Annotated in this window: 21 protein-coding genes; 13 read left to right on the top strand and 8 right to left on the bottom strand. The window is 74.3% G+C overall.

The features are described 5' to 3' along the window. The first annotated feature begins 41 nt into the window (after window positions 1–41). The 3 genes from AB0953_RS01880 (at window position 42) to AB0953_RS01870 (ending at window position 1,468) form a co-directional block, all read left to right on the top strand. Entirely contained in the window at window positions 42–674 is a 633-nt protein-coding gene (locus AB0953_RS01880; RefSeq protein WP_366857382.1) for a class F sortase, read from the top strand. 101 nt (window positions 675–775) lie between these two features. Next, a complete protein-coding gene (locus AB0953_RS01875) occupies window positions 776–1,153 on the top strand; it encodes a hypothetical protein (RefSeq protein WP_366857381.1) in 378 nt (125 codons plus the stop codon). 57 nt (window positions 1,154–1,210) lie between these two features. Then, on the top strand, window positions 1,211–1,468 hold the full coding sequence (locus AB0953_RS01870) for a hypothetical protein (RefSeq protein WP_366857380.1): 258 nt from the start codon (window positions 1,211–1,213) through the stop codon (window positions 1,466–1,468). 110 nt (window positions 1,469–1,578) lie between these two features. Here the strand turns inward: AB0953_RS01870 and AB0953_RS01865 are convergent, their stop codons facing one another. Both AB0953_RS01865 and AB0953_RS01860 read right to left on the bottom strand, forming a co-directional pair. Then, window positions 1,579–1,989 carry a hypothetical protein gene (locus tag AB0953_RS01865; RefSeq protein WP_366857379.1) on the bottom strand — a complete coding sequence of 137 codons (411 nt, stop codon included), beginning with the start codon at window positions 1,987–1,989 and terminating at the stop codon, window positions 1,579–1,581. 92 nt (window positions 1,990–2,081) lie between these two features. Then, window positions 2,082–2,555 carry an Rrf2 family transcriptional regulator gene (locus AB0953_RS01860; RefSeq protein WP_366857667.1) on the bottom strand — a complete coding sequence of 158 codons (474 nt, stop codon included), beginning with the start codon at window positions 2,553–2,555 and terminating at the stop codon, window positions 2,082–2,084. A gap of 199 nt (window positions 2,556–2,754) precedes the next feature. Between AB0953_RS01860 and AB0953_RS01855 the strand changes: the two genes are divergently transcribed. The 4 genes from AB0953_RS01855 to AB0953_RS01840 all read left to right on the top strand — a co-directional run bounded on the left by AB0953_RS01855 (window position 2,755) and on the right by AB0953_RS01840 (window position 7,802). Next, the gene (locus tag AB0953_RS01855) at window positions 2,755–3,582 is read left to right on the top strand and encodes a hypothetical protein (protein ID WP_366857378.1); all 828 of its coding nucleotides are present in this window, start codon (window positions 2,755–2,757) and stop codon (window positions 3,580–3,582) included. 131 nt (window positions 3,583–3,713) lie between these two features. Further along, complete coding sequence (locus tag AB0953_RS01850; protein WP_366857377.1) at window positions 3,714–5,708, top strand: FUSC family protein; 1,995 nt, start codon at window positions 3,714–3,716, stop codon at window positions 5,706–5,708. Window positions 5,709–5,785: 77 nt separating this feature from the next. Then, entirely contained in the window at window positions 5,786–6,517 is a 732-nt protein-coding gene (locus tag AB0953_RS01845) for a hypothetical protein (RefSeq protein WP_366857376.1), read from the top strand. Window positions 6,518–6,533: 16 nt separating this feature from the next. Beyond that, window positions 6,534–7,802, top strand: coding sequence for a HAMP domain-containing sensor histidine kinase (locus AB0953_RS01840; protein ID WP_366857375.1), 1,269 nt, complete (start codon window positions 6,534–6,536; stop codon window positions 7,800–7,802). A gap of 69 nt (window positions 7,803–7,871) precedes the next feature. Here the strand turns inward: AB0953_RS01840 and AB0953_RS01835 are convergent, their stop codons facing one another. Then, entirely contained in the window at window positions 7,872–9,974 is a 2,103-nt protein-coding gene (locus AB0953_RS01835) for a PhoX family protein (RefSeq protein ID WP_366857374.1), read from the bottom strand. A gap of 574 nt (window positions 9,975–10,548) precedes the next feature. On the opposite strand from AB0953_RS01835, the gene AB0953_RS01830 reads away from it, so the two are divergent. Then, on the top strand, window positions 10,549–12,228 hold the full coding sequence (locus tag AB0953_RS01830) for a VWA domain-containing protein (protein WP_366857373.1): 1,680 nt from the start codon (window positions 10,549–10,551) through the stop codon (window positions 12,226–12,228). A 127-nt stretch (window positions 12,229–12,355) separates the two neighbouring features. Here AB0953_RS01830 and aspS read toward each other — a convergent pair whose 3' ends face one another. After that, window positions 12,356–14,161: an aspartate--tRNA ligase gene (gene aspS / locus AB0953_RS01825; protein WP_366857372.1), complete on the bottom strand. Its 1,806-nt coding sequence runs from the start codon at window positions 14,159–14,161 to the stop codon at window positions 12,356–12,358. Window positions 14,162–14,685: 524 nt separating this feature from the next. Then, complete coding sequence (locus AB0953_RS01820; RefSeq protein WP_366857371.1) at window positions 14,686–15,480, bottom strand: MBL fold metallo-hydrolase; 795 nt, start codon at window positions 15,478–15,480, stop codon at window positions 14,686–14,688. 84 nt (window positions 15,481–15,564) lie between these two features. Here AB0953_RS01820 and AB0953_RS01815 point away from each other — a divergent pair, with 84 nt between their 5' ends. Beyond that, on the top strand, window positions 15,565–16,194 hold the full coding sequence (locus tag AB0953_RS01815; protein WP_366857370.1) for a TetR/AcrR family transcriptional regulator: 630 nt from the start codon (window positions 15,565–15,567) through the stop codon (window positions 16,192–16,194). 106 nt (window positions 16,195–16,300) lie between these two features. Here the strand turns inward: AB0953_RS01815 and AB0953_RS01810 are convergent, their stop codons facing one another. Further along, on the bottom strand, window positions 16,301–17,296 hold the full coding sequence (locus AB0953_RS01810; protein WP_366857369.1) for a pirin family protein: 996 nt from the start codon (window positions 17,294–17,296) through the stop codon (window positions 16,301–16,303). A gap of 818 nt (window positions 17,297–18,114) precedes the next feature. Next, on the bottom strand, window positions 18,115–18,573 hold the full coding sequence (locus tag AB0953_RS01805; RefSeq protein WP_361917679.1) for an SseB family protein: 459 nt from the start codon (window positions 18,571–18,573) through the stop codon (window positions 18,115–18,117). A 184-nt stretch (window positions 18,574–18,757) separates the two neighbouring features. Here AB0953_RS01805 and AB0953_RS01800 point away from each other — a divergent pair, with 184 nt between their 5' ends. The 4 genes from AB0953_RS01800 (at window position 18,758) to AB0953_RS01785 (ending at window position 24,433) form a co-directional block, all read left to right on the top strand. Further along, window positions 18,758–20,584: an acyl-CoA dehydrogenase gene (locus AB0953_RS01800; RefSeq protein ID WP_366857666.1), complete on the top strand. Its 1,827-nt coding sequence runs from the start codon at window positions 18,758–18,760 to the stop codon at window positions 20,582–20,584. A gap of 226 nt (window positions 20,585–20,810) precedes the next feature. Then, window positions 20,811–21,557 (top strand): hypothetical protein, encoded by a 747-nt coding sequence (locus tag AB0953_RS01795; RefSeq protein ID WP_366857368.1) that lies wholly within the window; start codon window positions 20,811–20,813, stop codon window positions 21,555–21,557. 102 nt (window positions 21,558–21,659) lie between these two features. Then, window positions 21,660–22,952, top strand: a complete 1,293-nt coding sequence (locus tag AB0953_RS01790) for a M18 family aminopeptidase (protein WP_366857367.1) — start codon at window positions 21,660–21,662, stop codon at window positions 22,950–22,952. A 404-nt stretch (window positions 22,953–23,356) separates the two neighbouring features. Beyond that, complete coding sequence (locus AB0953_RS01785; protein WP_366857366.1) at window positions 23,357–24,433, top strand: hypothetical protein; 1,077 nt, start codon at window positions 23,357–23,359, stop codon at window positions 24,431–24,433. Window positions 24,434–24,511: 78 nt separating this feature from the next. Here AB0953_RS01785 and AB0953_RS01780 read toward each other — a convergent pair whose 3' ends face one another. Further along, window positions 24,512–26,347 carry an NHL domain-containing thioredoxin family protein gene (locus tag AB0953_RS01780; protein WP_366857365.1) on the bottom strand — a complete coding sequence of 612 codons (1,836 nt, stop codon included), beginning with the start codon at window positions 26,345–26,347 and terminating at the stop codon, window positions 24,512–24,514. Window positions 26,348–26,354: the final 7 nt, after the last annotated feature.

The following is a 26,354-nucleotide window of genomic DNA, read 5'->3' as shown; positions in this document are numbered from 1 at the left end:
CCGGCCGCCGGAGCCGGTGCATCGGACCGGGAGGACATTCCATGCTCCGCGCCAAGTGGATGGTCGGCGTGCTGACGACGGTTCTGCTGGGCACGGGGATAGGGCTGCTGCGGAGCACCGAGGGCGCCCGCCCCGCGCCCGCCGGAGCCGCCGACGCCCTGCCGTCCCGGGCCCTGGGGCTGTCCGGACACCGGCGGCTCGTCGAGCAGTTGGAGCAGGCGGGGCGGCACGCCTCGGGGAAGGGGTCGCGTCCCGCCCGGGCCCCGGCCATCACCCCGCTGCGGGCTGCGCGGCCGCTGCGGCTGCACATCCCCGCGCTCGGCGCGGAGCTGCCGTTCGGCGAGCCCGGCGGCCCGAGCGGGGCGGACGCCGGTGACGGGGAGGCCTGCTGGGAGGCGGGCAGCCCGGCTCCCGGTGCGGCGGGCACGGCCGTGGTGAGCGCCGGGGACCTGCGGCTCGCCGAACTGCGGCGGGGGCTGACCGTCGAGATCGCGCGCGCCGACGGCCGTACCGCCGTCTTCACCGTGGACGCGGTCTCGCCGAACGGGGTGACCGGCCACGGGCAGCGGCCCGGGCGCTCCCACCTCAGGCTGGTCAGCGGTGAGACCACCGTCCTGGCCCGGCTGACCGGGCAGCGCCGCACCGGGCGCCACGCCGGGCACCGCTCCGACTGAGCGCGGCGCGCGTCAGCCGTGGGGGGTGTCTTCCTCCCCCGGTCGGGGGCTTCTGCCGCCGGGGCGGGGAGGCCGCCGACGTGTCGGGGCAGACCCCCCGCATGAGCGGGACACGGCATGCGCGGACGGCGGTGACCAGGGCCCTCGCGGCGGCCTTCGTCGCGCTGCTGTGCCTGTTCGCGGCCGGTCCCGCCGCCGCGTCCGCGGCGTGGGAGGCGGATGCCGGGCGGCATTGCGCCTCCGGGGCTCCTGGCGAGCCGGAGGCTCCCGCCGAGCGGGAGTCGGACCCGGCCGGGGAGCCGGAAGTACGGGCCGCGGTACGGCCGGTGGTCCGGGGGCTGCCCGGTGCCCGGGAGCTGCCGCGGCCGGTGTTCCACGTGAAACATCCCCACGGTCCGGCGGCGGGCGCCGCCGCGTGGGCGGTGGAGGGGCCGGTGCCGGCGGGGGAGCCGGTGCGGAGCGTGGTGCTGCGCTGCTGAGCGGTCCGAGCAGCAGCACCCACCCCCACACTCCCCCGAACACCGTGAGGTTCCGGCATGCCCATCGACCCGTTCGCCGCACTGAACGCCATGCTCCGCGCCGAGGCCGCCCGCTTCACTCCGCCGCCGCGGCCGGCGCGGGAGCCCTCCGCGCCGGAGATCCCCGTACAGGAGGCCCTCTCCGCGCGGCCGGCCGAGCCCGGGGCGGCCGCGGTCCGCGACACCCCGTCCGCCGCGCCGCGTCCGAGGACTGACGCAGCGAGGACTGACGCAGGGGGGACTGACGCCGGCGGGGAGGACCCCGGCCAGGCCTGACCCCGGCCGCGACTGCCCCGGCCGGGGCTGACTCGCAGAGGCGCAGGGGCCGGACGCCGCGCCCGCGGCCGTCGGTGACGGTCGCGGGGTGCGGCGCCCCTGCCCTCCGCTCAGGGCTCGCGGGTGTAGTACCGGTAGTACGCCACGAGGCCGACGCCCACGCCCGTGACGAGGCCGATCCAACCCGAGTGCAGAACCGAGTGGTCGGTGAGGCTGTTGAGGTAGCCGACGGCGATCCCGCCGAACGCGCCGTACGCCGTGGCGCGGGCCTCCCGCTTCATGCGGGGGCCGACGCGGGCGAGGCCGTACATGATCCCGGCGAAGAGCACGCCGCAGAGGATCCCGTAGAACACGTTGCCCGCATCGACGGGGCCCTGCTGGCGGTTGATGTAGGCCGCCCAGACCCCGTAGACGAGGCCGAGGAGCACCGCGCGCGTCAGCGCGCCCGTGGTGTCCCCGGTCCGCGGGGCCGCCATCCGCCGGTGGTGCCGCCCGTGGGCGGCAGGTGCCGCATGTGCCATGACGGGCTCCTCTCTCCCCTCCACCAGGGCACACCCGGCTCTCCCGGGCGGCAAGTGGATCAGGCGCCGACGGCGCGTGCGGCGCGCCCCTGTCAGGGCCCGTGGAACCAGGTGCGCAGGCGCTCCGGGGCCTGCGGGGTCCGGCGTTCCGCCTGCTGGCGGAGCTCTTCGAGGTTCTGCTCGGCGAGCGCCCGGCGCCAGGCCAGTTCGGCCCGGCCCATGGCCTGCGCGATCACGCAGGCGGGGCCGTCGCCGGCGGTCGGGACGGCGCCCGGGCCCCGGCTGCGGATCTCGGCGCACCGGAAGGCCCCCGCAGTGCCCTCGACGGCGACGACCACGTCCATGAGCGAGATCTCGGCGAGCGGGCGCGCCAGCCGGAACCCGCCCTTCGGGCCGGAGGTGGAAGCCAGGATGCCCGCCCGGGCCAGGGCCTGGAGCTGCTTGTTCAGGTAGGCGGCGGGGAGCTCGTGCCAGGCGGCCAGCCGGGCCGCCGGAACGGCGCGCTCGGGGCCGATCCAGGCCAGGTTGATGCAGCTGTGCAGCGCCCACTCGACGCCCTCGCTCATCCTCATGGAAGTCCAGGATCGCCGAACCGGCGACGGCGCGCCCGCGGTCGGCCCCCGGTCGGCACGGCGCGCCCGCGGCCGGCAGCGCGCGCCCCCGCCTGCCCCCGCCCGGCCCGCGGCAGGCTTCGTGCGCCCGCTCCGCCACCCGACCGCACCAACCCCGCTCGCGCGGGCCGCCGCCGCGGATTCCCCTGGTGACGTGCGCACCTGGCTGTCGGCGGTCCTCATCGTGCTCGTGGCACTCCTGGTGCCCGCGAGCGCCGTCGCGTACTGGGCCGACCGGGAGCTGGGCGACGCCGACCGGTACACCGCCGCCATGTCCCCGCTGGCCTCCGACCCGGCCGTCCAGGAGGTCGTCGTCACGCAGGCCGCCCGGGCCCTGTCCGGGCAGATCGACGCCGGTCCCTTCCAGGGGGCGATCGACGCCCTGCTCGGGGAGGCGCTGCGCTCCTTCGTCGGCACCCCCGCCTACCGCACCGCCTGGGACGCGGCGAACCGGGCCGCGCACGCCGCGTTCTTCCAGGCGCTCACCACCGGCCACGGCGACGCCGTCACCATCGACCTGGCGCCCGTCATCGCGCAGATCAAGGCGGAGCTCGTCGCCGACGACACGCCGTTCGCGGAGCGGATCCCGGTGACCCACGTCCAGGTGAAGGTCATGGAGTACGACAACCTCGGCGTCCTCCGGAAGGAGTTCCGCATGCTGGAGATCGCGGGCGTCTGGCTGCCGGTGCTGACCGTGGTCCTGGCCGCGGCGGCGATCACCGTCGCGGTCCACCGCCGCCGGGCCGTGGCCGCCACCGGCCTCGGGCTCGCGGCCGGCGCGGTCCTGCTGTGGATCGCGGTCGTCGTCTGCCGCCGGCTCACCCTGGACGACCTGCCGTCCGACATCGACCGCGCCGCCGCGGGTGCGGTGTACGACGCGCTCACCGCCTTCCTGCGCACCACCGCGTGGGTCGTCCTGGCCATCGGGCTGGCGGCCGCACTGGCCGCATGGGTGACAGGCCGGGTGCGCCGCACGCCCTGAGCGCCGCACCCCATAAGCTCGGAAGGTACCAAGCGCGCAGAACGGCTCAGAGGGCTCAGAAGCCCGCAAGAACCCAGAACCGTACAGAAGAACCGAAGAACCGACTCTCGAGCGGCGGCACGGAAGCGGCAATGAGCACCGAACGCACCGACCACATACCGTCCGGGCGGGCCCGGCCGCATCCGCTGGCTCCTCCGGCCTGGCTGCTCAGGGGGCTGCGGCCGGCCTCCGCCCCCATCCCCTGGGCTGCCGTCGTGCGCGCGGGCATCGCCCTGTCGGCCCCGCTCGCCGTCGGCTTCGCCCTCGACGAACCGGAGTACGGGGCCCTCGTCTCGATGGGTGCCCTGTCGGGGGTCATCGGCGACACCGCCGACGCCTACCGGATGCGGATCCTCAACATCGCCGTGCCGCAGTTGTTCGGTGCGGTGGGAGTCGCCCTGGGGACCCTGGTGTTCGGGCACGGCTGGTTCGCCGTCGGCGCGCTCACCCTGATCGCACTGGTCTCCGGGATGATCTCCTCGATCGGCACGGTCGCCTCCGTCTCCGGTCTGCTGTTGCTGCTCAACGCCGTCGTCGGCGCGGGCCTGCCGCTGCCGCGGCCCTGGTGGACCGCGCCCCTGCTGCTCGCCGCGGGCGGGCTGTTCGTCCTGCTGCTGACCCTGCTGGGCTGGCCGCTGCGCGGCCGGCAGCCCGAACGCGCCGCGGTCGCCGCCACCTACCGGGCCCTCGCCGACGCCCTGGACGCTGCCGGCGGGCCCGACTACGACGAGCGCCGCCGCGCGCTCACCCAGAGCCTGAACCAGGCGTACGACCTGATCCTGGGCCGGCGGGCCCGCGTCCACGGCCGCAGCCCCGCCCTGGTGCGCATGCTGGCCCAGCTCAACGTGGTGGTCCCGCTGGTCGAGGCCGCACCCGCCGCGCACCTGCGCGGACGGCCGCTGCCGCCCGCGATCCCGGCGGCCGTACGGGATCTGGCCGAGGCCGTCGAGGAGGGCCGCACCCAGGCGCCCGCCCTGGAGCTGCCCGCACCGCACACCCCCGCCGAACGGGCCCTCGACGCGGCCCTGCGGCACGCGGTGACGGTCGTGCACCTGGCCGAGCCGGAGCTCCGCACCGTCGACGACCGCCTCGGCCGTCCGGCCGCCCTGGGCGTGCGGGCCCGGCGCGCCGTGCGGGACATGATGCTGTCGGGGGGCTCCTGGCGGTACGGGCTGCGGCTCGCGCTGTGCATCGGGCTCGCCCAGGCGCTGGTCTCGCTGGTGCCGCTGGAGCGCTCGTACTGGGTCCCGCTCACCGTCACCTTCGTCCTCAAGCCCGACTTCGGCTCGGTGTTCTCCCGGGCCGTGCTGCGCGCGCTGGGCACCGCCGGCGGGCTGGTCATCGCCGCCGCCGTGCTCGCGGAGGTGCCGCGCGGCTGGTGGGACGTGCCCGTGATGGCGGTGCTCGCCGCGCTGATCCCGGCGTTCTCCGCGAAGGGCTACGCCTTCCAGACGGCCGCGATCACCCCGGTCATCCTGCTGTTGTCGGACCTCCTCAACCACCAGGGCTTCGACCTGATCCGGCCCCGGCTGGTCGACAGCCTGATCGGCTGCGCGATCACCCTGGTCTTCGGCTACCTGCTGTGGCCCGAGAGCTGGCACAGCCGCATCGGCGACCGGCTCGCCGACACCGTCGACGACGCGGCCCGCTACGTGGAGCGCGCCTTCGGCCCGGCCCCGGACCCCGACGCCGCGCCGGGGGCGGCGCGCACCGCCCGGCTCCAGGCCCGGCGGCGCATCTACCGGGACCTGTCGGGGGTGCGCAGCGAGTTCCAGCGGGCCCTGACCGAGCCGCCGCCGACCGGGGCGCGGGCCGCCGCCTGGTGGCCGCTCGTCGTCGCCGTCGAGCGGATCGTGGACGCCACCACCGCCGCCCGGGTCCGCGTCAACCACGGGGCGGCCCCGCCCCGGGCCGAGGAGGTGTCGGCGCTCACCGCCGACCTGCGGGGCCTGGCCGAGTGCGTGCGCACCGCCCGGAGCCCCGACCGGCTGGGGACTGCGGCGGTGCGGGCGGGGGACGAGGCCTCCGTACTCGGCCCGGTCCGCCAGGAGGTGGCCGCCGCCCGGGGGATCGCCGCGGAGCACTGACCGGGGCGCCCCGGGCGGGTTCCCCCGAACGGTCCTGTGCCCGGGCCGCTGAGGGGCCGCCGGGGGAGCATCGGGGCATGAGGCCCCTCATCCCGCGCGGCCCGCACCGCCGCGCCGCGGCCGCTGCGGTCCTCGCGGCCCTTCTGGCGGCATCGGCCGGGTGCGCCGACGTGGAGGGACTGCGCAACGACGGCGACCTCGGCACCGCGCATGCCCCGCAGACCCTGTGGAAGGACCTCCATCCGCAGCCGCCCGGCCCCGGCCAGCAGCCCGGCACTGCGGCCGTGGTCCCCGGCCTGCCCAAGGCGCCGGGGCCGGGCATGCGGGGGGTGAACGCGCTGGAGGTCGTACGGGCCGACATCACCGCCGCCGCCCGGGAGGACGGCGGGACGGGACGCCTCGTCGACCCGCGCGCCGTGCAGCGGCTCGCGCTCTGTACACAGTCTGTGGACGGCGGTCCGAAGTGCCCGGTCCGGCCGCCGGTCCTGCACGACGTGACGGGCAACGGCCGCGAGGAGCTGATCACCGCCCTCGACGTCGACGGCCGCGTCAGCGAACTGCGCGTCTACACCGTCCGCGACGACGGGTCGATCACCCGGATCCTGTCCCGGCGGGGGGTGCTGGAGGGCGTGGAGGTGGCCGGCGAGCACCTGGCGGTGCGCGAGCCGAGCTCGAACCCGAAGAAGGTCTCCGTCTCCGACTACGTGTGGGACCCCGAGGCGGGGATCATGAACCTGTCCGAGCTGAGCCTCGACGAATGCCCCACCCCGAAGACCGGCTCCACCGCGTGCACGGCGACGCGGGACTGAAGGGGACGCGGCCGCCATGCGGGTGACGAGCAGTCTGCGCTGGAAGATCGCCCTGACCACCACGGCCGTGTGCTGCGCCGTCGCCGCAGCGCTCGGCATCCTCGTCCACAACGTGGTCGCCCGGCAGGTCGTCGGCGAGGTCCGCAAGGACGTGCAGCGCGACCTGGAACACGCCCTCGGCGAATACCAGTACGGCACCGCGCACGGCCACGTGAACACCGCCCTGGACCCGGCCGGGCTGCCCGGGCCGCTGCGCCGGCTCGTCGCCCGCGGGATGACCGGCAGCATGGTCGGCGAGCGCGACGGCAAACCCGTCATGTGGGCCGCCGGACCCGCCGACCACCACGCCCTCGCCGCCTGGGTCCCGTACGAGAGCACCCGCGCCCGGCTGCGCGATCTCGACACCGCGATCCTCGCCTCCTCCGCGCTCGCCGCCGGAGTCGTCGCACTGGCCGGCGTGTTCCTCGCCGACCGGATCAGCCGCCGCCTGGCCACCACCGCCGCCGTGGCCCGCCGGATCAGCGCCGGCGACCTCGACGCCCGCGTCGACTTCCCCACGCCGGAGCAGCCGGAGGCCGCCGACGGCGGCGGCTACCGCGACGAGGTGCGGGACGTGGCCCAGGCCCTGAACTCCATGGCCAGGTCGCTCCAGGAGCGGCTGGAGGCGGAGAAGCGGTTCACCGCCGACGTGGCGCACGAGCTGCGCACCCCGCTCACCGGCTCGCTCGCCGCGGCCGCGCTGCTGCCGGAGGGACGCCCCAAGGAGATGATCAACGACCGGCTGGGCGCACTGCACCGGCTCACCGAGGACCTGCTGGAGATCTCCCGGCTGGACGCCGGGGTCGAGCGCGCCGACCTCGCCCGGGTCGAGCTCGGCGGGGCGGTGCGCCGGGCGGCCGCCGCCACCCGCCTCCCCGTCACGGTGGAGGTGGTCCGGGACCTGGTGGTGCTCACCGACCGGCGGCGCCTGGACCGCATCCTGGCGAACCTGCTGGTCAATGCCGACAAGCACGGGAGCCCGCCGATCGAGGTCCGGGTCGAGGGCCCGGTGGTGACGGTCCGCGACCACGGGCCCGGCTACCCCGAGGACCTGATCGCCCAGGGTCCGCAGCGCTTCCGCACCGGCGAGCCGGGCCGGGGACGCAGCCACGGGCTGGGCCTGACCATCGCGGCGGGCCAGGCGGCCGTCCTGGGCATCACCCTCACCTTCGCCAACGCCCCCGACGGCGGGGCGGTCACGACGCTCCGGCTGCCGGTGGGGCGGCTGGTGGACGATCGCGAGTAGGAGGAAGCGGGCGGTGTTCCACGTGAAACCACGTGCAACACCGCCCGCTTCGGGGGGGCTCCGTCCGGCTCAGACGCCGATGTTCCTGCCGTCCTTGCGCCAGACGGACACCACCGCCGGGCGGGTGATCCTGCCGGGGCCGTCGGGCCACACCGACTCGGGCTTCTCGACGGTCGCGCCGTCGATCTCACCCGGGTGCTGGACCGCGACCAGGACCCGCTTGTCCTGGACCAGCGGGCCGCAGGTCTCGGCGCCGCGCGGGACGGTCAGGAACTGCTTCAGCTCACCGCGGCGCTCACCGGCGGTCGCGACGCCGAACAGGCCGTCGTGCGAGCCGAGCTGGTTGCCGTCCGTGGAGATCCACAGGTTGCCGTGCGGGTCGAAGGTCACGTTGTCCGGGCAGGAGATCGGGCTGACCTTGTCCTTCGGGAAGCCGGCGAAGAAGGTCGCCGGGTCCTTCGGGTCGCCGGCGACGAGGAAGAGGCGCCAGGCGAAGCCGTCGCCCGCCGGGTCGTCGAAGTCCTCGGCGAGCTCCAGGATCTGGCCGTGCTTGTTGAGGTTGCGCGGGTTGGCCTCGTCCGCGCCCGCCTTGCCCGGCTTGCCGCGGTCGGCGTTGTTGGTCAGGACCACGTAGACCCGGCCGGTGCGCGGCGACGGCTCGATGTCCTCGGGGCGGTCCATCTTGGTGGCGCCCACCTTGTCGGCGGCCTGGCGGGTGAAGACGAACACCTCCTCGGCGCTCATGCCCTCGACGTGCGAGACGTTGCCGGCGGGCGAGGCGGTGGCGAGCTTGATCCAGGCACCGGAGCCGTCGAACTGGCCGTCGGAGGGGAGCTTGCCGGAGCCGTCGACCTCGGCGGCCGGGGAGTCGCCGGTCAGCTTGGCGACGTACAGGGTGCCCTCGTCCAGAAGGGTCAGGTTGTGCTCCTTGACCGCGCGGGAGCTGCCCTTCTTCATCTGCTTCGACGAGACGAACTTGTAGAAGTAGTCGAAGCGCTCGTCGTCACCCATGTAGACGACCGGGCGGCCGTCCTCGGTGAGGCGGGGCTGCGCGCCCTCGTGCTTGAAGCGGCCGAGCGCGGTGCGCTTGCGCGGGGTGGAGGCCGGGTCGTACGGGTCGAGCTCGACGACGTAGCCGAAGCGGTTCGGCTCGTTGGGCTCCTGGACGGTGTCGAAGCGCTTGTCGAACCGCTCCCACTTGCGCTCCGTGGCGCCGGCGGAGACGCCGTAGCGCTTGAGGCGTGCCGCCTGGACCGGGTCGGTGACCTGGCCGGCGTTGGCGAAGTACTGGTTGAAGTTCTCCTCGCCGTGCAGGGTCGTGCCCCACGGGGTGGTGCCGCCGGAGCAGTTGTTGAGCGTGCCGAGGACCTTGGTGCCGGTGGGGTCGGCGGAGGTCTTGACCAGGGCGCTGCCGGCGACCGGGCCGGAGAGGCGGAACTCGCTGGTCGCGGTGAGACGGCGGTTGAGCTGGTGGCGGGCCACGGCGGTCAGCTTGCCGCTGCGGTGGTCCTCCTGGACGACGACCACGCCCAGGCCGTGCGCGGCCCAGGCGACCTCGACCTGCTCGCGCGTCGGGTTCGCCGGGTCGTAGCCCTTGAACATCAGGTTTTCGTCGGTGTACTCGTGGTTCGCGACGAGGAGCTGCTGGCGCTCGTAACCGCTGCCGAGCGGGAGCAGCGCGAGGAAGTCGTTGTTGTAGCCGAACTGGCCGGCCTGGGCGGCGGCGGTCTGCTGGTCGGCGTTGAAGGCGGGAGCACCCTTGACGATGGGGTCGCCCCAGCGGATGACCACGTTCTGCTCGTAGCCCTCGGGGACGGTGACGCGGTCGTCGGTGTTCGGCGCGACCGGCGTGAAGCGCAGGCCCCGGGCGCCCTGGGCGTTGGCAGCGGCGTCGGCCGCGCCCTGGGCGTCGGCGGCGGGGGCGGCGGTGGCCGGGGTACCGCTGCCGCCGAGGGTGACGGCCGTACCGGCGGCGGTGGCGACGGTGACGACGGCGGCGGAGCGGAGCATCGCGCGGCGGGAGTAGGCGCGGGCGATGACGTCGCCGACGTACTCGTTGTCGCTGGTGTTCGGCACCTCGTGGAAGCAGGCGTCGCCACAGCGGTAGCGGCAGGTGAGGGCGGAACGGCCGCCCCCATGCGGGTTGCCTATGAGGGGCAGGAGCTTGCGCACGAGTGTCCTCCGTAGATGCACGGGCGCCGGCCGGGTGCGGCCGAATCCAGCCGCGACGGTAGGGGCGGGCGACGCCGAACCGGCGGCGGAGGGATGAACGGCCGGTGAACCGGTCACGTCGGGGCGGGAGTTCGCGTCCCTGCGGGCTACGGGCGGGGCGCCGGGGAGCAGCGGGGAGCCGTGCGCGGGGTGGCGTGAGACGCAAATCCCCCATCGAGGGGCGTACTTGGGCGGTTCGGCTACGGGCAGGGGGCGGTGCCGGGGTGGGAGAAGGACGGGATACGGTTCCGGACTACGCGGTTCCGGTGGCACTGTCCGGCGGCCGGGGCGGACCGGCCGGGAGGGGAGGCCGGAAAGGGCCTGGCGCAACGGGAGCGCCCCTGCCGACGTTCCAGCCGAGGGGTCGATAACCTTACGTGTCCACTCTGGGCAGGGATCAACCGCGCAGCACGGACAAATGACGCACGCACTCATGCGAAAGGCCTGGCCCATGGGTATTCGGAGCTTGTTGCGCAAGGTTTTCGGACGGTCCGCCGAGCCGGTTCCGGAGACGAGTGAGGCCACCGGGGCAGCCGTGCCGAACCAGGCCGAACGGACGCCGCTGGACGCGGCGGCCGAGCTGGTGGCGGCGTCCTTCGACAACCCGACCGTCCCGCCGCAGTCCGCGCCCCGGGACCGCGAGGCCGGCGCCCTCCTCACGGCCACGCTCCCGGACCCCACGGTCCCGGAGGCCCGCCGCCCGCAACCGCCCTCTTCGCCGGCCGCGGACCACAAGATCCCCGAGCCGGCGGCGCCCGATGCCGAGCCCGCGCCCGCCGCGTCCGAGCCGGCCGCAGCAGAGCCCGCGGCCGCCGAGGACACCGCGGCCGACGGCACCGCCGGCCCGACGTCCGCCGCGGCCCAGGCGGAGCCCGTCGCGGCCGAGGAGCCGGCCGCCGCCGCGGCTGCCGCTCCTGAAGAGCCTGCTGCCGAGGCCGTGTCGGCCGAACCGGCTGCGGCGGAGCCCGTTGCAGAGGAAGCCCCGGCCGAGACGGCCGCACCGGCTGCCGCGGCGGCCACCGCCGCTGGGCCGGAAGCCGCGCCGACCGCCGCCGAGGACACCGCCGTCGAGGAAGCGGCCGCCGAGGCCGAGCCGGCGCCCGAGGCCGCCCCGGCCGCGGAGGCCGGGCCCGTCGAGCCGGTCGCCGCCGAGGAGCCGGTCGTGGCCGAGGAGCCGGTCGCGCCCGCCGCCGACGAGGACACCACTGCCGTGGCCGCCGCTGCGGAGCCCGTCGCTGCGGAGCCCTCCACCGAGGAAGCGGCCACCGAGGCCGAGGCCGCTGCCGCCCCCGTGGCGGAGCCGGTGGCGGCCGCTGCCGAGGCCGAGGCCGTCACCGAGGAAGCCGCGGCCGAACCCGTGGCCGCATCCGCCGCCGAGGACGAGCCGGCACCCAACGCCGGGGAGGCCGTGGCCGAGCCCGAGGCTGCCGAGGCCGACGCAGCCGAGCCCGAGGCTGCCGAGGCCGAGGCGGAGCCCGTCGCTGCCGAGGCCGAGCCCGTCGCCGCCGAGGCCGAGCCCGTCGCCGCCGAGGCCGAGCCCGTCGCCGCCGAGGCCGGGCCCGCGCACGCGGCCGCCGCCGTGCGCAAGCGGGCCCCGGGGGTGGCCGCGGCGTACAAGGCGGCCGGGCAGGTGCTGCGCGCCAGGGGCCGGACCGGCGCACGGGCCAAGGTGTACCTGGTCCTGGACCGGTCCGGGTCGATGCGCCCGTTCTACAAGGACGGCAGCGCCCAGCACCTCGCCGACCACGCCCTCGCCCTCGCCGCACACCTCGACGAGGAGGCCACCGTGCACACGGTGTTCTTCTCCACGGACCTGGACGGCACCGCCGACCTGACCCTCGACGCCCACGACGCCACCTGGGTCGAGGCCCGCCACGCCGAGCTCGGCCGCATGGGCCGCACCAGCTACCACGTGGCCGTGGAGGCCGTCGTCGAGCGGTACCAGAAGGACGGCGGCGAGGGCCCGGCCCTCGTCGTGTTCCAGACCGACGGCGCCCCCGACAGCGTCCGGCCCGCCAAGCAGGCGCTCGCCGACGCCGCCGCCTCCGCGCCCGGCGTGCACTGGCAGTTCGTCGCGTTCGGCGACCACGACGCCAAGGCCTTCGACTTCCTGCGCAAGCTGGACGCCGAGAACGCCGGCTTCTTCCACGCCGGCCCGGCGCCCCGCGAGCTGACCTCCGCCGCCCTCCTCAAGGGCCTCCTCGAGCGGTTCTGACGCGGCCGCCCCCACCGAAGGCGCTCCGACCGAAGCGCCCCAACCGAAGGCGCCCCCGCCCGGGATCCCGGGCGGGGGCGCCTTGCCGTTCCGGCCGCGGCCGAGGGGCCGCGGCCGGAGCGGGCGACTACTGGTGCGGCTTGACCGACTTCTCGACCGGCTCGGAGGTCTTCGTCTCCACCGGCTTGCGCAGCGCGATGTTCAGCTCGCGCAGGCGGGACTCCTCCAGGACGGTGGGCGCGCCCATCATCAGGTCCTGCGCGTTGCCGTTGAGCGGGAACGCGATGGTCTCGCGGATGTTCGGCTCGTCCGCGAGCAGCATGACGATGCGGTCCACGCCCGGGGCGATGCCGCCGTGCGGCGGGGCGCCGAGGCGGAAGGCGCGCAGCATGCCGGCGAACTCGCGCTCGACGGTCTCCGCGTCGTAGCCCGCGATCTCGAAGGCCTTCAGCATGACCTCGGGCTCGTGGTTGCGGATGGCGCCGGAGGACAGCTCGATGCCGTTGCAGACGATGTCGTACTGCCAGGCCAGGATGTCGAGCGGGTCCTTCTCCTCCAGGTCCTTCATGCCGCCCTGCGGCATGGAGAACGGGTTGTGGGAGAAGTCGATCTTGCCCGTCTCCTCGTCCTTCTCGTACATCGGGAAGTCGACGATCCAGCAGAACCGGAAGACGTTCTCCTCGAAGTGGCCGGCGCGCTTGGCGGCCTCCACCCGGACGGGGCCCATGATCTTGGAGACCTCGTCGAACTCGCCCGCGCCGAAGAACACGGCGTGGCCGGCGGCCAGGCCGAGGCGCTCGGTGAGGACCTTGACGTTCTCCTCGGTGAGGAACTTCGCGATCGGGCCGGTCAGCGTGCCGTCCTCGCCGACGCGCACCCAGGCCAGGCCCTTGGCGCCCAGCGACACGGCGTAGTCGCCGAGGCCGTCGAAGAACTTGCGCGGCTGGCCGGCGGTGTCCGGGACCGGCAGGGCGCGGACGTGCTTGCCGGCGAACGCCTTGAACTCGGAGTTCTCGAAGACGTCGGTGATGTCGACGAGCTCCAGCTTGGCGCGCAGGTCGGGCTTGTCGTTGCCGTACTTCAGCATCGACTCGCGGAACGGGATCCGCGGGAACGGCGAGGTGACCTCGCGGCCGCCGCCGAACTCGGTGAAGAGCTCGGTCATCAGCTTCTCGATCGGCTGGAAGACGTCCTCCTGCTCGACGAAGGACATCTCCACGTCGAGCTGGTAGAACTCGCCCGGCGAGCGGTCGGCGCGGGCGTCCTCGTCGCGGAAGCAGGGCGCGATCTGGAAGTACCGGTCGAAGCCGGAGATCATCAGCAGCTGCTTGAACTGCTGCGGGGCCTGCGGCAGGGCGTAGAACTTGCCCGGGTTCAGGCGGGAGGGCACCACGAAGTCGCGCGCGCCCTCGGGGGAGGTCGCGGTCAGGATCGGGGTCGCCATCTCGTTGAAGCCGAGGGCGGTCATCTTCTGGCGCATCGCGGCGATCACCGCGGAGCGCAGCATGATGTTGCGGTGCATGCGCTCGCGGCGCAGGTCGAGGAAGCGGTACTCCAGGCGGCGCTCCTCGTTCACACCGTCGTCGGTGTTGATCGTGAAGGGCAGCGGGCCGGCCGCGCCGAGCACCTCGACCTCGGCGGCCTCGATCTCGATCTCGCCGGTCGGCAGGTCGGGGTTGACGTTCTCGGCACCGCGGGAGACGACCTTGCCGTCGACGCGGATGACCGTCTCCTTGGAGAGCTTGTCCAGGGCCTCGGCAGCGGCGGTGCCGGGCCGGGCGACGAGCTGCGTGATGCCGTAGTGGTCGCGCAGATCGATGAAGAGGATGCCGCCCAGGTCTCGACGATTGTGCAGCCAGCCGCTCAGCCGGACGTCGGTGTTGACGTCAGAGGCGCGGAGCTCGCCGCAGGTGTGGGACCTGTACCGATGCATCAGTCATCCAGTTCTTCGCGATACCAGGGTGGATTCAACCCTCACAAGGTTACCGTCCGGGCCGGGGCCCGCGCTGTGTGGGCGAGCCGGGGGCGGCGGCCGCGCAGCGGGGCGGCGGACGCCGGGCCCGATCGGGTGCCGGCCGCGCCGGCGGTCCGAGCCGGCGCCGGACGCTGCCGACCCGGTGTCCGGCCGCCGGCACCGGCGGGCGGCCCTCACCCGCGGGCGTACGACGCCTTCCACGACGGGCGCGCCGAGCAGGTCGCGGTGCCCGGCGCGGCGACGGCGTCCCGGCTCGGCAGCACCACGCCGGAGAGCCGCCCGGCGGTGTTCATCGGCGCCCCCCGTTCACCGTGACCGGCATCGCGGCCGGCGACGGGCGCTCGGGGCGCGCGGGCGGCACGTCACCGCGCGGTTCTGGCGGAATCCGCCGCGCAGGGCGCGGTGGCGGCCTGGTCACCGGGATCCCGGGGGCCTCCCGCACCCAGGCCGCCGAAGCCCTGCGCCGATGGCCGGTGGCCGGGTCAGAGGTCGACGGCCTCGCCCAGCCCCGGGGTGAGGACGGTGTAGGGCTCGTCGGCGGCCGCGTCCAGGAAGCGGGCGAGTTCGCCGGGCTCGGTGGCGTAGAAGCCGTCGAGGTGGAAGCCGTCGTAGTGGATCGGTATCGCGGTCCTCGCCCCGAGCAGGCGCGCCGCCACGGCCGCATGCCGGGCGTCGAGCGCGGCGGGGAAGGGGCTGGGCGGCTGGCAGTGCGGGAAGCAGACCGTCGGCCCGTTGATGGGGGTCAGCACCGCGTCGAAGGGGCCGTGGCGGTGGGCGGCGCGCCACCAGTAGCCGTGGAACATGCTGTCGCCCAGGTGGAGCACCCGCTTGCCGTCGGCCTCGACCGCCCAGGAGACCTGCGGGTCCCCGAGGGTGTCGACCGCGGGGACGGCGGCGATGGTGAACGGGCCGATCCGCGTGGTCTCCCACAGCCCCATGGCCCGTCGGGGCAGGGCGTGGGCGGTGAGCTCGGCCTCGGCCTTGAGGGTCCACAGGTTCTCGTGGTCGTCGCCGCCGAAGGACTCGGGGTGCAGGACCGGGGCGCCCGGGCGCAGCGCCTCGGCCAGGGCGCCGGCGTCGGCGTGGTCGCGGTGCAGGTGGGTGCAGAGCCCGGCGAGTACGTGGCCCTGCGAACGCGGCGGGGTGACGGCGGGCAGGGGTGCCGAGAGCGGGGTGCCCTCCAGGACCCCTTCGGGCCGCCCGAGCAGGTCGATGACCAGGCTCTCCCCCCGTGCCTCCAGTTCCACTCCGGCCCATCCCAGCCAGCGGATCCGCATGCGGCTGTCCTCTCGTTTCGGTGGAGCGCTTTAGCGTACGATCGTTCGCCAAAATAGCAGACGACCGTTCGCTAAGATGGACCCATGAGGAAGTCGGCCGAAGAGGCGCAGCGCACCCGCGACCGCATCATCGGCGCCGCGGTGACGCAGGCGTCCGGACAGGGGCTGACCGGACTGACCATCGGCTCGCTCGCCGAGGCGCTCGACATGAGCAAGGCGGGCGTGGTCGGCCCCTTCGGTTCCCGGGCCGGCCTGCAACGGGCCGCTCTCACCCGGGCGGTGGAGATGTTCACGCAGGCCGTGGTGGTCCCGGCCCGCGCCGAGGATCCGGGCCTGCCCCGCCTGACCGCGGTGGTCGACGCCTGGTGCGGCTACCTGGCCCACGGCCCGTTCCCCCACGGCTGCTTCGTGACGGCCGTGTCCTGCGAACTCGACGGGCAGCCGGGCGAGTTGCGCGACCTGATCCGCGATGCGGTGGCGCGCTGGCGGCGCTTCCTGCGCGAGGAGGTCACCGCCGCCCAGGCCGCCGGGGACATCGCCGCGCACCGTGACGCCGACGACCTCGTCTCCATCCTGGCGGGCATCGCCATGGCCGCCAACCAGGAGATCCAGCTCCTCGGGGACGGCACGGCCGCGGCCCGCGCAGGCCGGCTGATGCACGCCGCCCTTGACGCCGCCCGGCCCGCCGCCCGGCAGGCCGCGCCCCGCGGCTGACGGGGCGACGGAACGAGGCGCGCCCCCGGCGAGCGCGGAGCTCGCACCGGGGGCGCGCCTCGTGATCCGGCCCGGGGCCGGCCGTGGCCGGCCGCGGGCCGTGCGGTCAGTCCTCCGCGGAGCCGGTGCCGCGGTGGCCCAGGCCCGTGCGGGCGGTGGTGGGGATGACCCCCAGGCGGCCCGCCTGGAAGTCGTCGAACGCCTGCTGCAGCTCCTGGCGGCTGTTCATGACGAACGGCCCGTAGTGCGCCATGGGCTCCCGGATCGGGCGGCCGCCGAGCAGGACGACCTCCAGGTCCGGGGTGTGGGAGTCCTGGGAGGCGTCGGCCCGCAGCGTGATCGAGCCGCCGTCGCCGAAGACCGCGGTCTGCCCCGTGTGGATCGGCCGCCGGTCGGTGCCGACGCTGCCGCGGCCCGCCAGGACGTACGCGAGGGCGTTGAAGTCCTCGCGCCACGGCAGGGTGAGCTGCGCGCCCGGGGTGAGGGTCGCGTGGATCATCGTGATCGGGGTGTGGGTGATGCCCGGGCCGGCGTGGCCGTCGAGCTCACCCGCGATCACGCGGAGCAGGGCGCCGCCGTCCGGGGTGGTCAGCAGCTTGACCTTGCCGCCGCCGATGTCCTGGTAGCGCGGGGGCATCATCTTGTCGGAGGCCGGGAGGTTCACCCACAGCTGGAGGCCGTGGAAGAGGCCGCCGGACACGACGAGGGACTCCGGCGGGGCCTCGATGTGCAGCAGGCCCGAGCCGGCGGTCATCCACTGCGTGTCGCCGCCGTTGATGACACCGCCGCCGCCGTGGCTGTCCTGGTGGACGAAGGTTCCGTCGATCAGGTACGTGACGGTCTCGAAGCCGCGGTGGGGGTGCCAGGGGGTGCCCTTGGGCTCGCCCGGCGCGTACTCCACCTCGCCCATCTGGTCCATCATGATGAACGGGTCCAGGTACTGGTAGTTGATCCCGGCGAACGCACGGCGCACCGGGAATCCCTCGCCCTCGAAGCCGCCCGGGGCGGTGGCGACGGCCAGCACCTTGCGGGCGGCGGTCTCCGGGGCGGGCTCCGCGACGCGGGGGAGCGTCAACGGGTTCTCCACAGTCACTGCAGGCATGGTCGGGACCTCCTTCTGCCTCGAGTTTAGTTGAAACTCGAACTTCCTGCCACCCGTACAGAACGGCGGGGGCACCGGGGGCATTCCCCCGGGCCCCGTGCGGCCCGACCTGGCGGTACGGCGTCCCCCCGAAGGAGCGCCCCGAGCCGCCCACCCGGGCCCGGCCGCCCGGCAGAGCGGCTCGGCCTGACGCGGAGGCCGGGCGCGGGCGGGCCGGGGGCCTTGCGGCGAAGCCGGCGCGGGCAGGGGCGGGGGGCCTGGCGCGGGAGCCGCGGGCCGGGCGCGGGGGCTGGAGCGGAGGCGGCGGGCTGGGCGCAGGGGACTGGCACGGGGGCCGGGGGCCGCTGCGCGGAGCCGTTCCCCGCCCCGCCCCTTCCCGAAACCGGGGCCTGCGGCCCCGGCCCCCGCCGGGTGCCCGGGCTTCGCCCGGCACCGTTCCGGGCGCTCCGCGCCCGGTGCGCTCAAACGCCGCGCGGGCTGGATGTGCCGAACCCGCGGCTCCGGCACCACCAGCCCCGCCGGCGCTTGAGGCGCGGGGTCCGGGGCAGCGCCCCGGAAGCCCGGGCGGAACCGCCCGCACCTGGAACGAGAGCCCGACCATCCAGCCGCGCCGGCGCTTGAGGCGCAGGGGCTGGGGCGGAGCACCGGAGCGGCTCGGCGAGCGGCGGGTTGTCGAACCGCGGGCGGCGCGGGCGGCCGTTCGGGCAGATCCGGATGCGCCGGTGGCCGGAAACCGGCGGAGCGTTGGGCGGTGGCGGGGGCCGGTTCCAGCGGCGGGGGCGGTGGGCAGCGGATCCCGGGCCCCGCCCGGGCCCCGGCTAGCCGTACATGCGGCGCATCGCGAAGTCGACCATCTGCTCGACCGCCTTCGCGTCGAAGACCATGCGGTGGTCGCCCTCCATGTCGAGGACGAAGCCGTACCCGGTGGGCAGCAGGTCGATCACCTCGGCGCCGGTGATCACGAAGTACTTGGACTCCTTGCCGGCGTACCGGCGGAGCTCCTTGAGGGTGCTGAACATCGGGATGACCGGCTGCTGCGTGTTGTGCAGCGCCAGGAAGCCCGGGGTGTCGCCGCGCGGGCAGTAGACCTTCGAGGTGGCGAAGATCTGCTGGAAGTCCTCGGCGGACAGCGACCCGGTCGTGAAGGCCCGCACGGCGTCGGCGAGCGACGGCGGCGAGGGCTCGGGGTACAGCGGCTGTTCGCCGTACCCGCCGGCCATCTGCTGCGGGGCGGCGTACTGCTGCCCTGCGCTCACGTTCTGGTCGTAGCCGTACATGGACCGAAGCCTACCGATCGCCCCGTGCCCCGTGGACACGCATTCCCGCCAGGCTCCCGCCGCTTGACGCTGGTCACAGTGGTCGGGCAAGGGTTGCGTCTTATTACCGGCGGGTAGCATCATGACGTTACCGATTGGTATGTACGAGGAACCCGTCTTCCCGAGCCTTAACGGAGCCGTCGCCATGGGGCACTACAAGTCGAATCTCCGCGACATCGAGTTCAACCTCTTCGAGGTGCTCGGCCGCGACAAGCTGTACGGCACCGGCCCGTTCGGCGAGATGGACACCGAGACCGCCAAGAGCATCCTGTCCGAGATCGCCCGCCTCGCCGAGAACGAGCTGGCGGAGTCCTTCGCGGACGCCGACCGCAACCCGCCGGTCTTCGACCCGGCCACCAACACCGCCCCGGTCCCGGCCTCCTTCAAGAAGAGCTACAACGCCTTCATGGAGTCGGAGTACTGGCGGCTCGGCCTGCCCGAGGAGATCGGCGGCACCACCTCGCCCCGCTCCCTGATCTGGGCCTACGCGGAGCTGCTGCTCGGCTCGAACCCGGCCGTCTGGATGTACTCCTCCGGCCCGGCCTTCGCCGGCGTCCTGTACGAGGAGGGCAACGAGGCGCAGAAGCGCATCGCCCAGATCGCCGTCGAGAAGCGCTGGGGCTCCACCATGGTCCTCACCGAGCCGGACGCGGGCTCGGACGTCGGCGCCGGCCGCACCAAGGCCATCCAGCAGGAGGACGGCTCCTGGCACATCGAGGGCGTCAAGCGCTTCATCACGTCCGGTGAGCACGACATGGAGGAGAACATCCTCCACTACGTCCTCGCCCGCCCCGAGGGCCACGGCCCGGGCACCAAGGGCCTGTCCCTCTTCCTCGTCCCGAAGTTCCACTTCGACTGGGAGACCGGCGAGCTGGGCGAGCGCAACGGCGTCTACGCCACCAACGTCGAGCACAAGATGGGCCTGAAGGCCTCCAACACGTGCGAGATGACCTTCGGCGACAAGCACCCCGCCAAGGGCTGGCTGATCGGCGACAAGCACGACGGCATCCGCCAGATGTTCATGATCATCGAGTTCGCCCGCATGATGGTCGGCACGAAGGCGATCTCCACCCTCTCCACGGGCTACCTGAACGCCCTGGAGTACGCCAAGGAGCGCGTGCAGGGCCAGGACCTGGCCAACTTCATGGACAAGACCGCGCCCAAGGTCACCATCACGCACCACCCGGACGTCCGCCGCTCGCTGATGACGCAGAAGGCGTACGCCGAGGGCATGCGCTCCCTCGTCCTCTACACGGCCTCCGTGCAGGACGAGATCGCGGTCAAGGAGGCGGCCGGCGAGGACGCCAAGGCGCTGCACGGCCTGAACGACCTGCTGCTCCCGATCGTCAAGGGCTACGGCTCCGAGAAGGGCTACGAGCAGCTCGCCCAGTCGCTCCAGACCTTCGGCGGCTCCGGCTTCCTGCAGGAGTACCCGATCGAGCAGTACATCCGCGACGCGAAGATCGACACCCTGTACGAGGGCACCACCGCCATCCAGGGCCAGGACTTCTTCTTCCGGAAGATCGTCCGCGACCAGGGCGCCTCCCTGAACCTCCTCTCCGAGGAGATCAAGAAGTTCCTGGCCGGCGCCGAGGGCGGCGAGGAGCTGGCCGGCGCCCGCGACGCGCTGGCCAAGGCCGCGGTCGACCTCGAGGGCATCGTCGGCCAGATGATCGTCGACCTCACCGCCACCGGCGAGGACGTCAAGAACATCTACAAGGTCGGCCAGAACACCACCCGCCTGCTCATGGCCTCCGGTGACGTCGTCGTCGGCTACCTGCTGCTCAAGGGCGCGGCCGTGGCCGCCGAGAAGCTGGCGACCGCCTCCGGCAAGGACGTCCCCTTCTACCAGGGCAAGATCGCGGCCGCGAAGTTCTTCGCGTCCCAGATCCTCCCGGGCGTCTCGGTCGCGCGCCAGCTCGCCGAGGCCGTCGACAACTCCCTGATGGAGCTCGACGAGGCCGCCTTCTAAGCGGACCACCCGGTACCACCCGGTACCACCCGTACGCGGTGCACGACAGCGGCCGGATCCCCCGCCCGGGGATCCGGCCGCCGGTGTACGCGGCCCCCGCGGCCGGGCGGGCCGGCGCAGGCGCAGGGGCAGGCGCAGGCGGCCCCGGCCGCCGCCGCGCGCCGACTACCGCCGTCCTGACCTCGCGATTCCTTCCTTGTCAGTCGTTCATGGGACGCTCGTAGGCATGAGTCCACAGGAGCAGCACGGCAACAGCAGGGGGTACTCCGTCCCGACGGGGCGGCCGTACGCCCTCAAGGAGCTGCAGGCTGCCCTGGGCAGCCTGGGCGACCACCTGCGGGAGCTGTACGACGGCGCGCACCCCGCGGAGTACGAGGCCGTGGCCGACGCCCTCTACGCCGCGTTCCAGACCGCGGCCGGGCTGGCCCCCGCCAAGAGCTACACGGGCTGCCCCGAGCACCCCAACGGCGCCCTCGACCCCGAGGCGCCCGACGGCTGGGGCCGCTGCCTGCTCTGCAACAACCGGCGCCGCCTGGGCCTGCGCGACCGCGGCCGGCGCGGGGTGCCCGCGCCCGCGGCCCCGCCGACCGGGGAGCAGCGCCGCCTGGGCTACCCGGTGCCCGGCCCGCCGTACACCCTCCAGGCCCTGCGCCAGCACCTGCGCAACGTGGAGGAGCGCCGCTTCCACCTGGGCTTCTCCTCCCCCGCGGACGACTTCGTGCGGATCGCGGACGATCTGCACCAGGCCTTCATCGTGGCCCGCGAGCTGTCCCGGCCGCGCAATGCCACCGGCTGCTCCGAGCACCCCGGCGCCCCGATCGATCCGGACGCGCCACCCGGCGAGGCCTGTATCTTCTGCGCCGGACGCAAGAGACGCGCGCAGCGCTCCGCGACGACCCCGGAGATGCTCCCGCGCATCCGCCGGGGCGAGCGCAGGCAGCTGCAGCGCCGATTCGAGCGGCCGCCGGGCTGAGAAGCCGCCGGACCCGCGGACCACACAGCCCGCCGGACCGGCGTTTCGGCCATCCGCCGCAGCCCGGCCAAGGCGAACACGACCGTCGTTAAGGTGAACCACATGAGCTCTCCAGCCCGCTTCGACCGCGGCCACACCGACGATCTGATGACCTTTTTGACGGCCAGTCCGTCGCCGTACCACGCCGTGGCCAATGCGGCCGAGCGGCTGGAGAAGGCAGGGTTCAGGCAGGTGTCGGAAACGGACGCCTGGGACGCGGGCAGCGGGGGCCGGTACGTGCTCCGCGGCGGCGCGCTGATCGCCTGGTTCGTGCCGGAGGGCGCCGCCGCGCACATGCCCTTCCGGATCATCGGCGCGCACACCGACTCGCCCAACCTGCGGGTCAAGCCGCTGCCCGACACCGGCGCGGCCGGCTGGCGCCAGATCGCCGTCGAGATCTACGGCGGCACCCTGCTCAACACCTGGCTGGACCGCGACCTGGGCCTGGCCGGGCGGCTGACGCTGCGCGACGGCAGCGAGCAGCTGGTCAACGTGGACCGCGCCCTGATGCGCGTCCCGCAGCTGGCCGTCCACCTGGACCGGTCGGTCAACAGCGACGGCCTCAAGCTCGACAAGCAGCGCCACATGCAGCCGATCTGGGGCCTGGGCGAGGTCCAGGAGGGCGACCTCATCGCCTTCCTGGAGGAGGAAGAGGGCCTTGCGCAGGGGTCGGTGGCCGGCTGGGACCTGATGGTCCACTCGATCGAGCCGTCCGCGTACCTCGGCCGCGACCGCGAGCTCGTCGCCGGGCCGCGCATGGACAACCTGATCTCGGTGCACGCGGGCGTCGCCGCGCTGGCCGCCGCCTCGGCCTCGGAGCGGCTCGACCACATCCCGGTGCTGGCCGCCTTCGACCACGAGGAGAACGGCTCCCAGTCCGACACCGGGGCGGACGGCCCGCTGCTGGGGAACGTGCTGGAACGTTCCGTCTTCGCGCGCGGCGGCTCGTACGAGGACCGCGCGCGGGCCTTCGCGGGCAGCATCTGCCTGTCCTCCGACACCGGCCACGCCGTGCACCCCAACTACGCCGAGCGGCACGACCCCACGCACCACCCGCGGGCCAACGGCGGCCCCATCCTGAAGGTCAACGTCAACCAGCGCTACGCGACCGACGGCAGCGGCCGCGCGGTCTTCGCGGCGGCCTGCGAGCGGGCCGGGGTGCCGTGGCAGACCTTCGTCTCGAACAACTCGATGCCCTGCGGCACGACGATCGGCCCGATCACCGCGGCCCGGCACGGCATCCAGACGGTGGACATCGGCGTCGCGATCCTCTCCATGCACAGTGCGCGCGAGCTGTGCGGCGCGGAGGACCCGTACCACCTCGCGAACGCGCTGCTCGCCTTCCTCGAGGGCTGAGTGCGGGCGCGCGGCGCCGAGGCCTGCGGCGCCGGGTGCGGGCGCGCGGCGTCGGCCGGGCGGGGGATCTCCGCCCGGTCTGCGGTGTGATGAAACGATGGTGACACCGCGTCATGCTGTTCTGGACTCTCCCGTCACGCCCGGCTGCTCGCCCGGCCGAGAAGGAGAGTCCCGTGCTGCGCACCCCCCACGCCCGCGCCCGCCGCACCACCGATTCCCATAGTTCCGGCGAACCCCGCACGCCACGCGCGTCCCGCACGCCGCGCCGCGGCGCGGGCACGGCCGCCCTGGCCCTCGCCGTCGCCCTGCTAGCGGCGTCCCCCGCCGCGGCCCTGGACACACCGCCGCCGTCCCCGCTGCCCTCCCCCGTGCCCTCGGACGCCACTCCGGCAACAGGGGACTGGTTGCACCTGACGAACCCGCGGACCCTCGCGCAGTTCGACTACGACAAGGGCGAGACGGCCGAGAACATCGCCCTGGAGCCCGACGGCTCCGCCCTCGTGACCTTCGCCCTCGCCCACAAGGTCGTCCGGATCGCCAAGGACGGCACCGCCCACGACCTCGCCACGCTCCCCGAGGTGGCCGATGCGGCCACACCGCTCGGCGGGCCGCTCGCCACCGGCATCGTGCGCACCTACGACGGCACCCTCTACGTCAACTACGCCACCGGAACGGAGGCCAACGGCGTCTACCGGATCACGGCGGACGGCGCGGTCTCCAAGTTCGCCGACCTCCCCGCGGACGCCTTCCCCAACGGCCTCGCGTTCGACCGCCGCCTCGGCTTCCTCTACGCGGCCGACTCCGCCCTCGGCACGGTCTGGCGGATCTCCACGCACGACGGCACGGTGATCCCCTGGGCCGGCGGCCCCGCCCTCCGGCCGACCTCGTTCGCCGGCGCCAACGGCATCAAGGTGCACCGCAACGCCGTGTGGGCCTCCAACACCGACGCCGGCACCCTGCTGCGCATCCCGATCCAGGACGACGGGACGGCCGCTGCGATCGAGACCCGGGCCCTGGGGCTCGACGGGATCGACGACTTCACGTTCCCCGGGCACGACGAGACGGTGCTCGCCGCCCTGCACGGCCCGAACGAGGTCGTGCTCGTACGGCCCGAGGGCACGCACACCACCGTGCTGTCGGCGAAGGACGGCCTGGCCGGCCCGACGGCCGTGGGCGTCCGGGGCCAGAAGGCGTACGTGACCTCCGCGTCCTTCGTGGCGGAGGTGAAGAAGCCCGACCTGCTGACCGCGGACATCGAAAAGGGCGAGGACGCCGCGCAAGAGCCGGCCGAGGCGGCACAGCCGGGCGAAGCGGCACAGCCGGGGAAGCCCCAGCAGCCCGCCGCGCCCGTCAAGCCGGCCGAAGCCCAACAGCCGGCCGCCCCCGCGAAGCCGGCCGCCCCCGCGCAGCCCGGCGAGCCCCGAGAGGCCGGACCCGGACTGCGCAAGGGAGAGGAAGTCGGCGAGGCCCTCGGCGGCTGACCCGCCCGGGCTCCCGGCAGGGGCCCGGCGCCGGCGGAACGCACCCGGCGCCGGGCCCCGTCAACGAACCGCTCCCGCCTACGCGTCGAGGCCGGCGAGGACCAGCGGGAGCCGGTTCGCACCCCCCGCGGTGACCGCCACCGGAACACCCCAGTCCTGCTGGTGCACGTGGCAGGCGGGGTATTCGTTCGCCGGGTCGTCGTCGCAGGACGCCGCCATCGCCGACACGTGCAGCACGCCCTCGGTGACCTCGGGGTTCAGCTCCAGCTCGCGGAACAGGTCCGTGCCGCTCCCCTCCCCCGACAGCAGCAGCTCCGGCGGGGTCGAGGACACCAGCAGCCGCGTGGACGGCCCGTACCGGGTGTCGAGCTTCTGCCCGCCCGGCGCCTGGAAGACCACGTCCAGCCGGAGCGTGCCCGGGGCGACCTCGGTCGCGGCGCGCTGCGTGCGGTGGGCGACGGCGTCGACCCGTACGGCCTCCTCCGGCAGCCGCAGCCGGGTCAGCCGGTGCCGGGCGGACTCCACGACCACGATGTCCTCGCCGGCCAGCACCGCGTCGCTGGGCTCGCGCAGATCGGTGGCCAGCGTGGTGACCTGGCCGGTCGCGGGGTCGTAGCGACGCAGGGCGTGGTTGTACGTGTCGCACAGCGCGACCGAGCCGTCGGGCAGGGCGGTCACCCCGAGCGGGTGCTGGAGCAGCGCCTGGGCGGCGTCCCCGTCCCGGTGGCCGAAGTCGAACAGCCCGGTCCCGACGGCGGTGCGCAGGGCGTACCCGTCCCCGTCGGGCTCGACGTACCGCAGGGCGCTGTTCTCGGAGTCCGCGATCCACAGCCGGTCGCCGGCGGCGGCGAGGCCCGACGGCTGCGCGAGCCAGGCCTCCGTGGCGGGGCCGTCGTGGAGCCCCTCGCTGGTGGTGCCGGCGCTGACGGCGACGGTCCCGGTCGCGGGGTCCCAGGTCCACAGCTGGTGGACACCGGCCATGGCGATCCACACCTTGCCCCGCCACCAGGCCACGTCCCACGGCGAGGACAGGTCCACGTCGAGGGCCGGCCCGGAGGTGGGCGAGCCCTGCCACCACTGGCGGCCGGTGCCGGCGACGGTCTCGACGGCGCCGGTGGCGGGGTCGAAGACCCGCAGGGCGTGGTTGACGGTGTCGGCCACGACGACCCGCCCGTCGGGCAGCAGCGCCAGCCCCTGCGGCTCGCTGAAGGCGTCGGGCCCGAAGCCGCGCTCGCCGCTGCCGATGCGGCGCACGACGGTCTCGCCGTCGGCGTCCAGCTCCACGAGCTGGTGCCGCGACGAGTCGGAGACCAGCAGGTTCCCGTTCGGCAGGACGACCGCCTTCCCGGGGAACCGCAGCGCCCCGGCGACCGGCTCGGGCGCCACGTACGGGCCGTCGCCGCGGCGCAGGGTGCCCTTGGCCTCGTGCTCGGCCTCCAGCTCCTCGACCAGGCGCTCGATGGCGTGCGCATGCCCCTCGCCGGCGTGCTGGGCGACGATGTACCCCTCGGGGTCGATCACGACGAGCGTGGGCCAGGCCCGGACGGCGTACTGCTTCCAGGTGGCCAGCTCGGGGTCGTCCAGCACCGGGTGGTGCACCTCGTACCGCTCGACGGCGTCGACGACGGCCGCATGCTCGGCCTCGTGCACGAACTTCGGCGAGTGCACGCCGACGACCACCACGGTGTCCCGGTGCTTCTCCTCCAGCTCGCGCAGCTCGTCGAGGACGTGCAGGCAGTTAATGCAACAAAACGTCCAAAAATCAACGATTACGCACTTTCCTCGCAGGTCGGCGAGGGTGAGTTCCTTGCCTCCGGTGTTCAGCCAGCCCCCCTTGCCGATCAGCTCGGGGGCACGGAGACGGGCACGGCGGGGCGCGGGCGCGGGGGTGGGCGCCGGGGCAGCATCGTTCATCCTTCAA

The organism is Streptomyces sp. NPDC046866 (assembly GCF_040704625.1).
Classification (GTDB): Bacteria; Actinomycetota; Actinomycetes; order Streptomycetales; family Streptomycetaceae; genus Streptomyces.
This window is presented reverse-complemented; position numbering and strand designations above follow the sequence as displayed.